The sequence below is a fragment of the Enterobacter cloacae complex sp. IR53041 genome (assembly GCF_049238285.1).
Lineage (GTDB): Bacteria > Pseudomonadota > Gammaproteobacteria > Enterobacterales > Enterobacteriaceae > Enterobacter > Enterobacter roggenkampii.
Map to the genome: position 1 here is coordinate 1 of NZ_JBMKHB010000025.1, position 13038 is coordinate 13038.

Consider the following 13038-nt stretch of genomic DNA (forward strand, 5'->3'; position numbering starts at 1 on the left):
TCTCACGGTCCGTTCCACGGCAGCTCAGCAGATACCGGCTGTGGTTGTCGGTCAGGGTAAAGGGATGACAGTACTCTCTGCTCAGCAGCCTGAACTTGCCTTTAAAATCAGCGCTCCAGACCTGATTGTTTTCACTGATGCTGGTCAGGGGCCGGCGATTCCCCGGCGTTCTGCGCTTTCTCTTTCTGTCAGGTACCAGGCCTTCACGCTTGAGGATATCGCCGACAGTGCTGGCAGCAGGAACGGTAAAATCGACGTGATGATTGAGGAGCCACATCCGCAGTTTTTTCGGGCCCCAGTCAGGGTGTTTCTGACGCAGGGCAGTCAGGTGTCCGACGACCTCGTCAGGAACCGTCCGGGAGTGAGAGCATGGTGCGCGCGACCGGTCAGAGAGAGAGGACAGGTCAGAAGGGTCAAAACGCTGAAGCCATTTGTAGCCAGTTTTGCGGCTGATACCAAAAAGACGGCAAAGAGCGGAGAAGGAGTCCGTACCTGCATGGCAGGCACGGATAAAATCAAGGCGTTGCATAGGTCGGGTCTCAGTCCAGGGCATAGCGAGTCTCCTCTTCTATGCCAGTTATAACTGTTACCCATGTATCCGGTCTAAAGTGTTACCCATGTTTCCGGTTCATACCGGAGCGCCACCCGGCAATACGAGGGTTAAGCAGGGAGCGATTTCAGCAGGGCGAAGGCCTCCTTCATTCTGTCCTCACTGACGACAAAGGCGCGCATCTGACCGTCGGTATCGGTGCCGCGCGCCACCATGCCCTGCGGCGAAAGGGCAATCTGCCAGTCCAGATCCTGACGCTGCGTTTCGCCTGCGAGATGCAGCGGTAATTCCGGCGTTTTCACTTTGACCAGCATGGCGGGTAATTTCACCGGGGCGTTGCCGCCGAGCAGGTTTTTCGCCAGACACACGGCGCTTAACTGAATCGGCTGCAGGAACGGCAGCACCTGGCCGTTAATTTCCGCGCAGTCGCCCAGGGCATACATGTCCGGCTGCGTGGTTTGCAGGTAGCTGTTAACCTTCACGCCGCGGTTGATTTCGGCCCCTGCGCGATGCGCCAGCGCCGTTTCCGGGCGCAGCCCCGTCGCCGCAATCACCACATCCACCTCCACGCTGCGGCTGCGGTCGAGCGTTGCACGTATGCCGCTGCCGGTTTTGCTCAGGCTCTGCAGCTGCGATTTCAGCAGCAGATGGACGCCCATGTCGGTCAGACGATGCTGTAAGCGACTGCTCACTTCCGCGGGCATCAGCGCTGACAGAATGCTCGCCGCGTGGTCGACCAGGGTCACGGATTTTCCCGCCCGGCAGAAGTCCATCGCCAGCTCGGTACCGATCAGCCCGCCGCCGACAATCATCACCCGCGTGGCGTCGCGAAGCTCCGTTTCGCTGGCCTGATACGCCTGCTGGCTGTTGAGCGTGACCATCAGCTCGCGGCCCTCAACCGGCGGCACAAACGTAGAGGCACCCGTGGCCAGCACCAGCTTGTCGTACTGCCAGGTTTTATCTTTCGCTTTCACCAGACGGGCGTTGGCGTCGATATCGGTGACCCAGGTGTACGGAAACAGACGCAGGTTAAACTGTTCTGCGAACGCCCCCGCCGTCTGGCGGGTGAGATCGTCGGCGCGCTGGTTCTGGCTAATGACGTGGCTTAAATCAGGCTTGTTGTACTCGTCCATGCTGTCGGCGGCGATCAGCGTCAACGGCACGTTAGCGTCCTGCTTGCGGATATTTTTCACCAGCTGGCGGGCGGCAAAGCCCGAGCCGATAATGACGATACCGTGGCTCATTTTGCCTCCGTTGCCAGTTCATCAAAAACGTCTTTCCCGAGGGAACATTCCGGGCAGAGGAAGGTGTCCGGCACCTCGCTCCACGGCGTGCCCGGAGCGACATCCTGCAGCGGCTCGCCCCGTTCCGGGTCGTAAATCCACTGGCACACGCTGCACTGCATGCAAGGACCGAGGTCGGCAGCGGCGGCTTCAGCTACGGCTTCCGGCGCAACCGCCGCGGCGGGGGCGGTTTCCGGCAGCGGTGCGAGCGCCCACTGACGGGCGATGTCGCGGCCGTGCTGGCGGCAGATTTCCAGGGCGTCGATATCCGGCCGCCATTTCGCCTTCAGGCTCATCGACATCTCAAACCCTGCATCCTGTAAACGGGTGGAAAGGCGGTCGACCGCACCGCCGCTCCAGCCGTGGGAGCCAAAGGCGCTGGCGCGCTTGTTGCGAAAGCGCAGGCCGGTCATCTCTTCGACCAGACCGGCAATCTTCGGCATCATCACGTTGTTCATGGTGGAGGTGCCCACCAGCACGCCCTTGGAGCGGAAGACGTTGGTGAGGATCTCGTTTTTATCGCTGCGCGCCACGTTGAAGATCTTCACCGCCACGTTCGGGTCCACTTCGTTGATGCCCTGGGCAATGGCGTCCGCCATCATGCGGGTGTTGTTGGACATGGTGTCGTAGAAGATCGTGATGCGATCTTCCTGATAATCCGTCGCCCACTTCAGGTACAGCTCCACGATCTGGGTGGGGTTTTCACGCCACACCACGCCGTGGGAGGTGGCAATCATCTCCACCGGCAGGTTAAAGCCGAGGATCTCGGTGATTTTAGGCGTCACCAGACGGCTGAACGGGGTCAGGATGTTGGCGTAGTAACGCTGGCACTGCTCGAAAAGCTCGGTCTGATCCACTTCGTCATTAAACAGGCGTTCGTCGCAGTAGTGCTGGCCGAAGGCGTCGTTGCTGAACAGCACCGCGTCGCCGGTCATGTAGGTCATCATGCTGTCCGGCCAGTGCAGCATGGGCGTTTCCACGAAGATCAGCTGCTTGCCGTTGCCGATATCCAGCGCGTCGCCCGTTTTAACGGTGTGGAAGTTCCACTCCGGATGGTGGTGGTGGCCGTTGATCGAGTCGATGGCGTTGGTGGTGCAGTAGATCGGGGTGTCCGGAATATACGACATCAGCTCGGTCAGGGCCCCGGCGTGATCCTCCTCCGCGTGGTTGATGATGATGTAGTCGATGGCATTCAGATCGATTTCGCCGCGCAGGTTCTGCACGAACTCGCGGCTGAACTTGTGATCGACGGTATCGATCAGCACATTTTTACCTTCACGAATGAGATAGCTGTTGTAGCTGCTGCCGCGCAGCGTTTTGTATTCCGTGCCGTGAAAATCGCGTACTTCCCAGTCACGTTGACCCACCCAATGAATGTTATTTTTAACCAGAATAGACATAGCAAACCTCAGCGTAATATCGCGTTTTTCAAATAGGATGGTTTGCTTATATCAAGCCGCGTGCCAACTTTTAATATATTGATTTTTATGGGTTAAAGTTTTGATGATCCGAAATGGGTAGTCATTATGACTATTAAAAACAGTGTCACTATGACAACATGCATTGTCAAAATGACAGCGAGGTAGAGATGAGCTTTTCCGTAGACGTGCTGGCGAAAATCGCCATTGAACTGCAAACCGGTATTGGTCATCAGGACCGCTTCCAGCGGCTGATCTCCACGCTGCGCCACGTGCTGGCGTGCGACGCCTCGGCGCTGCTGCGCTACGAAGGACGGCAGTTTATTCCGCTGGCCATCGACGGCCTGGCGAAGGACGTGCTCGGGCGGCGCTTTACCCTTGAAGGCCATCCGCGTCTGGAAACTATCGCCCGCGCGGGTGACGTGGTGCGTTTCCCGGCGGACAGCGATCTGCCCGACCCGTACGACGGGCTGATTCCCGGACAGGAGAGCCTGAAGGTGCACGCCTGTATTGGCCTGCCGCTGTTTGCCGGGCAGAATCTGATTGGGGCGCTGACCCTCGACGGCCTGTCGCCGGACCAGTTCGATACCTTCAGCGATGAGGAGCTTCGCCTGATTGCCGCCCTGGCCGCCGGGGCGCTGAACAATGCGCTGCTGATTGAACAGCTGGAGAGTCAGAATATTTCTCCCGGCAGCCCGGCGGCGTTTGAGCAGGTGACGCACACGGAGATGATTGGCCTCTCGCCGGGCATGGCGCAGCTCAAAAAAGAGATTGAGATTGTTGCCGCGTCCGATTTGAACGTGCTGATCTTCGGGGAGACCGGCACCGGCAAGGAGCTGGTGGCGAAGTCGATTCACGAAGCGTCGCCGCGCGCGGTCAATCCGCTGGTGTACCTCAACTGCGCCGCGCTGCCGGAAAGCGTGGCGGAAAGCGAATTGTTTGGTCACGTCAAAGGGGCGTTTACCGGCGCCATCAGCAACCGCAGCGGCAAGTTCGAAATGGCCGATAACGGCACGCTGTTTCTGGATGAAATTGGCGAGCTTTCCCTGTCGCTCCAGGCCAAACTCCTGCGCGTATTGCAGTACGGCGATATCCAGCGCGTGGGGGACGACCGCAGTCACAGAGTGGACGTTCGCGTGCTGGCGGCGACGAACCGCGACCTGCGTGAAGCGGTGCTTGCCGGGCAGTTCCGCGCCGACCTGTTCCACCGCCTGAGCGTGTTCCCGCTTACCGTGCCGCCGCTGCGCGAGCGCGGGGACGACGTGGTGCTGCTGGCGGGCTATTTCTGCGAGCAGTGCCGTCTCAGGATGGGGCTTTCCCGCGTGGTGTTAAGCCCTGGGGCGAGGGCGCATCTGCTGAGCTACGGCTGGCCGGGCAACGTGCGCGAGCTGGAACACGCGATTCACCGCGCGGTGGTGCTGGCGCGAGCGACGCGTTCGGGTGATGAAGTGGTTATACATGCCCGGCATTTTGCGCAGCATGATGAAATTGCGTCTATTGCGCAGGCTGTACCAGAGAGAGCGCATGAAAATCTGCGTGACGCCACGGAGGCGTTTCAGCGTCAGATGATTACCCGCGCGCTGGAGCAGAATAACCGCAACTGGGCGGCGTGCGCCCGGGCGCTGGAGATGGACGTCGCCAACCTGCACCGGCTGGCGAAGCGTCTCGGGCTGAAGGGTTAGATAATCCCGGCCTGATAGAAATCCTGCAGGTTGATGGCACCGCACAGCCTGCCGGTGTCATCAACCACCGGTGCGGCGGTGATTTTGCGCTTCATCAGCACCTCTTTGGCTTCAATGGCGCGGCTCTCGGCGTTCAGCGTCAGCCCGCCCTGGGTCATGGCGTCAGACACGTCTGTTTCCAGCTTACCGCCGCCCACCAGCCAGCGGCGCAGGTCGCCGTCGGTGAACACGCCTTTGACGTATCCGTCGTCATCGCACACCGCAACCAGCCCCAGACCGGTACGGCTCAGCTCCAGCATCGCGTCCATGACGCTGGTATTGAGCTTGACCTGTGGAATCGCATCGTCAGTGCGCATCAGGTGGTGGACTTTGTTGAGCAGGCGCGCCCCGAGCGCCCCAGCCGGATGCGAGCGGGCGAAATCTTCTTCGTTAAACCCGCGCGCCTGCATTACTGCCATCGCCAGCGCGTCGCCCATCATCAGGGTATTCACGGTGCTGGAGGTGGGGGCGAGGTGCATCGGACAGGCTTCACGCTCAACGGAAATATCCAGCGTTGCCTTGGCGGCCAGCGCCAGCGGCGAGCGGGATTTCCCGGTCATCGCCAGCAGGGCAACCGATTTTTCCTGCAGACGCGGAATGATGAGATCCAGCTCTTTCGCCGAACCGGAGTAGGAGATAAACAGCATCACATCGCGGCTCTCAATCATTCCCAGATCGCCGTGCAGCGCTTCGGCAGGGTGCACGAAGAAGGCCGGGGTGCCGGTGCTGGCCAGCGTCGCGGCAATCTTTTTGCCGATATGGCCGGATTTACCGATGCCCGCCACGATCACTTTGCCTTCGCAGTGGATAATGGTGTTGGCCGCGCGGACAAAATCCTCGCCCAGACGTTCCGGCAGGCGGCTGGCTTCCTGCAGCTCCAGCATTAGCGTCTGGCGGCCCGTTTCTAACAGAAAATCACTCATCTCTCTCTCCGGTTACGATCACGTCGATGCCTTTCTCTTCCAGCGCTTTTTTGAACGCCGGGTCGATACCCGCGTCGGTAATCAGCTTGTCGACGCTCTCCAGGCTACAGACAATGTTGGGGCTTTTACGGCCAAACTTCGACGAGTCCGCCATCAGAATCACTTCCCGCGCGGCGTTGCACATGGCTTTACTGACGCTGAACACCTCGTTGAAGGTGGTGACGCCCGCGTTCAGGTCGATGCCGTCGGTGCCCATGAACAGTTTATCAAAGCTGAAGTGGTCGAAGGCGTTCTCCGCCAGCTGCCCGTGGAACGACGCGGATTTTTTACGGAAGGTGCCGCCGGGCATCAGGATGGTCTGCTCGCAGTCGTTCTCCGACAGGGCGTTGACGATGTGCAGGCTGTTGGTCATCACCGTGATGTTGTTAAAGCGGCTGAGCAGGGGGATCATCTGCAGGACGGTACTGCCTGCATCCAGAATGATCGAGTCGCCATCGTGGATAAATTTTACGGCGGCTTCGGCAATCAGCGCTTTCTGGTGGGTATTGATCAGCGTTTTGTGGTCGATAGGCGGGTCCGCTTCGTCTTTATTGAGCACCACGCCGCCGTAGGTTCGAATGACGGCGCCAGAGTTTTCGAGCAATACGAGGTCCTTGCGTATCGTCGTGCCGGTGGTGTCAAAGTAGTGGGCCAGATCCTCTACCGAGCATTTTCCCTGCTTTTGCAGATGCTCAAGAATGGCCGCCTGCCGCTGACGAGGTTTCATAGGCGCTTCGTTCCTTAGGTTGCGAAATGATAATTTCGCAAGTCTATATCTTTCACAACGAAATTATCCATGTTTCAGATTAAGCGCTAATGATAGTGCATTCTGACAAAGTGGATCATGGGGAAAGATCACATCGGGCTGCAATTCCTGCAGCGAAATGCCGTTGATTGCCTGGATTTTCACCGGACGGGCAAAGACGGTCATGCCGCGCATGATGAGGGAATCGCAGACCTTGTTGTTTTCATCCAGCGCAACAGCCACGACGACCCGCGGCTTGAAGCGTCCACCGGAACGCCCGACGCCCACGCGGCCTTTCTGGCACAGGGCGTCAAACGCGCGGTTAAACCGATGGATTTGCCAGCCGCCAAACGCCATCTGGCAGAGCCAGGCGAGGGCGGCGACGGTAATGAGTGCGGTGACCATATCGGCTCCTTAATTGCCGGGTGGCGGCTGCGCCTTACCCGGCCTACGGGGATGGTAGCCCCGGTAAGCGCAGCGCCACCGGGGAATGAACTCAGAACATCACCTGCCCACCGGTGACGTTAATCGACTGTCCGGTGCAGTACGAGGCTTTCGGGCTGGCGTAAAACAGCAGCATGTTCAGCACGTCCTGATAGTCGCACCCGCGCTTGAGCGGCACTTTATCGATGTAGTACTGCTCCACTTCTTCCGCTTTAATACCGAGCTTGGTGGCGTACTGCGGCAGCAGGGACTGGAACATCGGCGATTTCAGCAGATTGCCCAGCATCAGCGAGTGGACGGTAATGCCGTATTCGGCCAGATCCAGCGCCAGAGACTGCGTCAGCCCCACGCCGCCAAACTTCGCCGCGCTGTAGCCGGAGTTGTGCTTGCTGCCCACTTTCCCCGATTTTGAGTTGATCTGAATGATGCGCCCCTGAATGCCGTCGCGGATCATCAGACGGGAAAACTCGCGGGCGCAGAGGAAATAGCCCACCAGATTGACCTGCAGCGAGCGGTCAAAATCCCCCAGCTCGAAGTCGCTGATAAAGGCCGCTTTCGCAATGCCGGCGCTGTAAACCAGCAGGTCGGTACGCCCAAAATTGTCGTCCACGCCGCGCGCGAGCGCCATCACGCTCTGCTCGCTGGTGGCGTCGGCGCCAAACCCGTACGCCATTCCTTCACCAAACTCGGTGTTGATGGTGTCCGCCACGCGGGCGGCCTTTTCACTCTGAATATCCACTACCGCCACGCGGTAACCCTCAGCGGCAAGCCCACGGCAGAGGAACTCGCCTAAGGTTTGTCCCCCACCAATGACAACGGCAACCTGACTCATGTCTATCTCCTTAATTACGCAACAAATTTTAACGTGCAGCCTGGGGTGACAGCCTGCGGAACCGGGCCCGCTACGTGAACCGTGCCGGGATATTCCGCCTGCGGCTGGCCGTCGAAACGCAGGGTGATGTGGCCCAGCTCGCGCAGGTTTTGTTCAGCGACGTCGCCGACGGCGGTCACGGCATAGCGCGCCTCGCCCAGCTCCAGCTGGCTCCCGGCCTTCAGCTCACCGTTCAGCTCGCCGTGGCAGTGGATAAAGCAAAACTCTTCGATATCCGCAGGCGCCCCTTCGCGAAAGGTGATCAGCATCTGGTCGCTCAGCGCATCCGCCGCGCTCTGGCCGATGCGGGTAATGGTGGTCTGGTAAATCACGGTCATGGCAGGAACCTCTTATTGATAAATAAAGCCGGAGACAAACCAGGCAATCAGCACCGTCGGCGCACCCGTCAGGAAGCGGCTGACCAGCACGGACGGCACGCCCACGCGCACGGTGTCCTGGCGTGCTTCCGCCAGCGACAGCCCCACGGGGATGAAGTCGCACGCTGCCTGGGCGTTAATGGCAAACAGGGCGGGCAGGGCGAGGTGCGGAGGAATATTCCCCTGACCAATCTGCACGCCAATCAGCACGCCGATGACCTGAGCAATCACCGCGCCCGGGCCGAGGAACGGCGACAGCAGCGGGAAGGAGCAGATCAGCGCCAGCGTCACCAGCCCGAGCGGGTGGCTGGCGAGCGGGGCGAGGCCGTGGGCAATCCAGTCCCCCAGGCCGGAGGCCATGATGATGCCGATCAGCGCCGAGACGAACGCCATAAACGGCAGAATGGTCTTCAGCACCGTGTCGATGGTGTCGCGCCCGGACTGGAACAGCACCGCCACGGCGGACCCCATTCCCATCCCGACCTTTGCCAGCAGGCCATCGCTCTGCTCGGTGATTTTCTTACTGGTGTCGTACTCGCGCGGGGCCGCTTTTTGCGGTGCAGACGTCCCCTTCACCAGGGTGATGTTGTCTTCCTTCACGCCTGAGACATAAATGTCTTCGAGGATGTACTGCGCCAGCGGGCCGGATTTCCCGGTGGAGTGAATATTTACCGTCGGAATGCGGCGCTTCGGATAGATGCCGCAGCGCAGCGTGCCGCCGCAGTCGATCACCGCCACGCCAATTTCCGCTTCCGGCGGTTCGCCTTCCTTGAAGCCGTCGACCGCTTCCCAGCCGGTCAGATCGCGCAACGTGTCGACGATCGCCGGGCGCGTGCCCGCGGTGATGTACACAATCTTTTTGCCTTCGGTGGCGTCGAACTCCAGCGGGCCGCCCCAGCCGCCCGTGCCTTTCTCAATGCGGATCCGGTTCATGCTGTGGCTCCTGAAAGATGGACTTTCTGTTCAAGCTGGATGCCCATTTTTTTCTCGAAAATAGCGGTGGTGAGGTCGGTCACCCAGCCGCGGAAGAAGTTGGTCACCAGACCGACCAGCAGGTAGCTCACCGCCAGCGGGCCGAGCGGCAGGCCAAGCGTGGTAAGGCCGCTGGCGATCCCGAGATAAACGAACAGCTCGCCGGGGTTGATGTGCGGGAACAGGCCGTTCATGGAATGGCAGCTGTAGGAGGCGGCGGCGTAATAGCTCGGCTTGTACTTCTCTGGCATAAAGCGGCCGAGGCTTAAGGTCATCGGGTTGCAGAACACGAAGGTGCCGATAAAGGGCAGTATCAGGTAGCGGGACAGCGGGTTTCCGGCGCAGCGCTGGGCGAAGCGCTCAATGCGCTGCTGGCCGATAAAGTTAATCAGCGCGTTCATGATCACCAGCAGGCTGATCAGCAGGGGCAGGATCCCGGTCACCATGCCGGTGAACACGTCTCCGCCTTTCTGAAACAGCCCGATGAACCACTCGGCGCCGTGGGTGATGGTTTCTATCATTCTTCTCTCCTGTAGGGCGTTTGTTTTTGTCTATCTGTGGCTAATAATAATCACTTTGAAAGGTTTTAAAGTGTTAGTTAGATCTCACAATGAAAGAAAAATGGATTATTTTGAAAGATAATTGACGTGGTGAATGATTTTCGGGGGAAAAAAGCACGGATTTGCGTTGGGGAGGTGCGTACCGCTTCCTTGAGGTGTTGCGGATGCTTTACCATACTGGGTTCTTATCGAACCCGTTAAATGGATGTCTCATGTTCAAGCGTCGTTATGCAGCGCTGTTGCCTGCGCTTATTCTGCTGTCTGCCTGTAGTAGCAAACCTAAGACCGAAGCCGTTCAGCAAACGGCGGGTGCGCCTTCCGGAGGATTCCTGCTGGAGCCGCAGCACAATATGATGCAGATGGGCGGCGACTTCGCGAATAACCCGGCGGCCGAGCAGTTCATCGATAAAATGGTGAGCAAGCACGGCTTTGACAGACAGCAGCTGCACGAAATTTTGTCTCAGGCCAAGCGTCTGGATTACGTGCTGCGCCTGATGGACAGACAGGCGCCGACGGCCCAGGTGCCGAGCGGGCCAAACGGGGCGTGGCTGCGCTATCGCAAACAGTTCATTACCCCGGACAACGTGCAAAACGGCATGGCGTTCTGGAATCAGTATGAAGATGCGCTTAACCGCGCGTGGCAGGTGTACGGCGTGCCGCCTGAAATTATCGTCGGGATTATCGGCGTGGAAACCCGCTGGGGCCGCGTGATGGGCAAAACCCGCATCCTTGACGCGCTGGCGACGCTCTCCTTTAACTACCCGCGCCGCGCGGAGTATTTCTCTTCCGAGCTGGAAACCTTCCTGCTGATGGCGCGCAACGAACAGGACGATCCGCTCGATCTGAAAGGGTCGTTTGCCGGCGCGATGGGCTACGGCCAGTTTATGCCGTCCTCCTATAAACAGTATGCCGTCGACTTTAACGGCGATGGCCATATCAATCTGTGGGATCCGGTGGATGCCATCGGCAGCGTGGCGAACTACTTCAAGGCGCACGGCTGGGTGCCGGGCGGCCAGGTGGCGGTGCAGGCGAACGGTCAGGCGCCGGGGCTGGAAAACGGCTTCAAAACCAACTACAGCATTTCGCAGCTGTCCGCGGCAGGCCTAACGCCAACGCAGCCGCTGGGCAATGCACAGCAGGCGAGTCTGCTGCGTCTCGATGTCGGAACGGGCTATCAGTACTGGTACGGGCTGCCGAACTTCTACACCATCACCCGCTATAACCACAGCACCCACTATGCGATGGCCGTGTGGCAGCTGGGGCTGGCGGTATCGCAGGCCCGCGTGCCGGCGGCGTCACCGTTTAGTCAGTAAGTTACCCCGACGGGTAGGCCGGGTAAGGCAACGCCGCCACCCGGCCTGGCTGCGCGCACGGTGCGGCCTGTTGCCCTCTCCCATGGGAGAGGGCGTTTTGCAGAAACATTTCGCCACACTCCCTTTTCAAACCTGCCATTTACATCCTAATCACCTTTCATTATTGTTATGTTATAACATTTAAATTGGTGCCGAGATGTCAATGTCCCTTTTCTCTCTTTCTGCGCCGGTTCGGCTTTTGCTGGCGCTGGTGCTTATCTTCTTTCTCGGCCTGGCCGTGCGCTGGGCGGTGGCATTGCCATGATCGTGATGAATGAACTGGTTGCGGGTTACGACCACCAGCCCGTCACGCGCGCGCTTTCGGGCGTCATTGAACGCGGCAGCATGACCGCCATTGTTGGGGCCAACGGCTGCGGCAAATCCACGCTGCTGAAAACGCTCGCCGGTTTTATCCCACCCGTAAGCGGCGGTTTTCGCTGGCAGAGGAAGCGCCCGGTGATTGGCTGGCTGGCACAGCGTCACGCGCTGGAGGCGCAGTTTCCGCTGACCGTGCGCGATGTCGTCAGTATGGGCTGCTGGCCGGGCATTTCGCTGCTTTCCGGGTTTCGTCGCGAAACGCGGTTGCGTATTGCCAGCGCGCTTGAGCGGGTCGGGCTGGAATCCATGGCATCATCCACCATTGATGAGCTCTCCGGCGGCCAGTTCCAGCGCATGCTGTTTGCCCGCGTCCTGGTACAGCAAGCGCCGCTGGTGATGCTGGACGAGCCCTTTACCGGCATCGATGAAGCCACCTGTAACGTGCTGATGGATGTGATGCTGGAGATGTATATGCAGGGGCAAACGCTGCTCGCGGTACTGCACGACAGCGAGCGCGTGTCGCGCCACTTCCCGCAGACGTTGCGGCTGGATGCTGACGTGCCTCAGTGGAAAACCGAGCGGATGAGGGTGGCATGATCTGGCACACATTCTTCCAGCCGTTCATCGAGTACGGCTTTATGCGCCGCGCGCTGGTGGTTTGCCTGGCGCTTTCTATCAGCACCACCGCGCTCGGCGTATTCCTCCAGCTGCGCCGGATGAGCCTGATGGGCGATGCCCTTTCTCACGCTATTTTGCCGGGCGTCGCCGTGGGATACCTGCTCAGCGGCCTGTCGCTGCTGGCAATGAGTATCGGCGGTTTTGTCGCGGGCATTACCGTGGCGCTGCTGGCCGGTCTGGTCAGCCGACGCACGCCGCTTAAGGAAGATGCCAGCTTTGCCGGATTTTATCTTGGCTCACTGGCGCTGGGGGTCACGCTGGTATCGCTTCGTGGGTCGAATGTCGATCTGCTGCATCTGCTGTTTGGCTCCATCCTCGCCGTGGACAACGACGCCGCGCTGTTTGTCACGGGCGTGTGCATGTTCACTCTTATCGTGCTGGCGATGTTTTATCGCGGCCTGGTTACCGAAGCGTTTGACACCGCCTGGCTACAGGTGAACGCCCGCTGGCTGCCCGGCCTGCTGCACGGACTGTTTCTGGCGCTGCTGGTGCTTAACCTGGTGGCCGGTTTTCAGGTGCTCGGCACGCTGATGGCCGTCGGTCTGATGATGTTGCCAGCCGTGGCGGCACGCTGCTGGGTACGCACGCTACCGGCGTTACTCCTGATGGCGGGCATCAGCGGTATTGTCTGCGCATGGCTGGGGTTGAGCCTCTCCTGGGCGATGAGTCTCCCGGCCGGGCCATCCATTGTGCTCACCGCCAGCGCGCAGTTCTTTATTTCCATTTTATTGGGTACGCGAAGCAGGCTCGCTGGCAGTCTGCGGGCGTATTTTTAACGCAAGGGGAA

14 protein-coding genes are annotated in these 13038 nt (G+C 59.6%); 4 read left to right on the top strand and 10 right to left on the bottom strand.

Annotated features, from left to right (window positions below):
• From ACOTXF_RS17055 to norV, 3 genes are all read right to left on the bottom strand, one after another.
• Window positions 1–553, bottom strand: a 553-nt coding sequence (locus ACOTXF_RS17055; protein ID WP_421635289.1) for a helix-turn-helix domain-containing protein, incomplete at its 3' end; no start/stop codon positions are given.
• A gap of 107 nt (window positions 554–660) precedes the next feature.
• On the bottom strand, window positions 661–1794 hold the full coding sequence (norW, locus tag ACOTXF_RS17060; protein ID WP_047746985.1) for an NADH:flavorubredoxin reductase NorW: 1134 nt from the start codon (window positions 1792–1794) through the stop codon (window positions 661–663).
• The gene (gene norV, locus ACOTXF_RS17065) at window positions 1791–3233 is read right to left on the bottom strand and encodes an anaerobic nitric oxide reductase flavorubredoxin (RefSeq protein WP_047746983.1); all 1443 of its coding nucleotides are present in this window, start codon (window positions 3231–3233) and stop codon (window positions 1791–1793) included. Before norV ends, norW begins: the two co-directional genes overlap by 4 nt.
• A 188-nt stretch (window positions 3234–3421) precedes the next feature.
• Here norV and norR point away from each other — a divergent pair, with 188 nt between their 5' ends.
• Window positions 3422–4933: a nitric oxide reductase transcriptional regulator NorR gene (gene norR / locus ACOTXF_RS17070; RefSeq protein WP_047746981.1), complete on the top strand. Its 1512-nt coding sequence runs from the start codon at window positions 3422–3424 to the stop codon at window positions 4931–4933.
• On the opposite strand, the gene gutQ is transcribed toward norR, so the two are convergent.
• From gutQ to srlA, 7 genes are all read right to left on the bottom strand, one after another.
• Window positions 4930–5895, bottom strand: coding sequence for an arabinose-5-phosphate isomerase GutQ (gutQ, locus tag ACOTXF_RS17075; RefSeq protein WP_048962866.1), 966 nt, complete (start codon window positions 5893–5895; stop codon window positions 4930–4932). The two genes, norR and gutQ, sit on opposite strands and share 4 nt — an antisense overlap.
• Window positions 5888–6661, bottom strand: a complete 774-nt coding sequence (gene srlR / locus ACOTXF_RS17080; RefSeq protein ID WP_008499558.1) for a glucitol operon DNA-binding transcriptional repressor SrlR — start codon at window positions 6659–6661, stop codon at window positions 5888–5890. The genes gutQ and srlR overlap by 8 nt, the downstream gene beginning before the upstream one ends.
• A gap of 63 nt (window positions 6662–6724) precedes the next feature.
• Complete coding sequence (gene gutM, locus ACOTXF_RS17085) at window positions 6725–7084, bottom strand: transcriptional regulator GutM (RefSeq protein WP_008499556.1); 360 nt, start codon at window positions 7082–7084, stop codon at window positions 6725–6727.
• A 91-nt stretch (window positions 7085–7175) separates the two neighbouring features.
• On the bottom strand, window positions 7176–7955 hold the full coding sequence (gene srlD, locus ACOTXF_RS17090; RefSeq protein WP_048962865.1) for a sorbitol-6-phosphate dehydrogenase: 780 nt from the start codon (window positions 7953–7955) through the stop codon (window positions 7176–7178).
• A 14-nt stretch (window positions 7956–7969) separates the two neighbouring features.
• Window positions 7970–8332 carry a PTS glucitol/sorbitol transporter subunit IIA gene (gene srlB, locus ACOTXF_RS17095; protein ID WP_008499554.1) on the bottom strand — a complete coding sequence of 121 codons (363 nt, stop codon included), beginning with the start codon at window positions 8330–8332 and terminating at the stop codon, window positions 7970–7972.
• A gap of 12 nt (window positions 8333–8344) precedes the next feature.
• Complete coding sequence (gene srlE, locus ACOTXF_RS17100) at window positions 8345–9304, bottom strand: PTS glucitol/sorbitol transporter subunit IIB (RefSeq protein WP_232927276.1); 960 nt, start codon at window positions 9302–9304, stop codon at window positions 8345–8347.
• Window positions 9301–9864: a PTS glucitol/sorbitol transporter subunit IIC gene (gene srlA / locus ACOTXF_RS17105; RefSeq protein ID WP_045354347.1), complete on the bottom strand. Its 564-nt coding sequence runs from the start codon at window positions 9862–9864 to the stop codon at window positions 9301–9303. The genes srlE and srlA overlap by 4 nt, the downstream gene beginning before the upstream one ends.
• 251 nt (window positions 9865–10115) lie before the next feature.
• Between srlA and mltB the strand changes: the two genes are divergently transcribed.
• From mltB to ACOTXF_RS17120, 3 genes are all read left to right on the top strand, one after another.
• Window positions 10116–11216 (top strand): lytic murein transglycosylase B, encoded by a 1101-nt coding sequence (gene mltB, locus ACOTXF_RS17110; protein WP_232927274.1) that lies wholly within the window; start codon window positions 10116–10118, stop codon window positions 11214–11216.
• A gap of 300 nt (window positions 11217–11516) precedes the next feature.
• Complete coding sequence (locus ACOTXF_RS17115; RefSeq protein WP_048962864.1) at window positions 11517–12170, top strand: metal ABC transporter ATP-binding protein; 654 nt, start codon at window positions 11517–11519, stop codon at window positions 12168–12170.
• Window positions 12167–13027: a metal ABC transporter permease gene (locus tag ACOTXF_RS17120; RefSeq protein ID WP_008499549.1), complete on the top strand. Its 861-nt coding sequence runs from the start codon at window positions 12167–12169 to the stop codon at window positions 13025–13027. Before ACOTXF_RS17115 ends, ACOTXF_RS17120 begins: the two co-directional genes overlap by 4 nt.
• The last annotated feature ends 11 nt before the right edge of the window (window positions 13028–13038 follow it).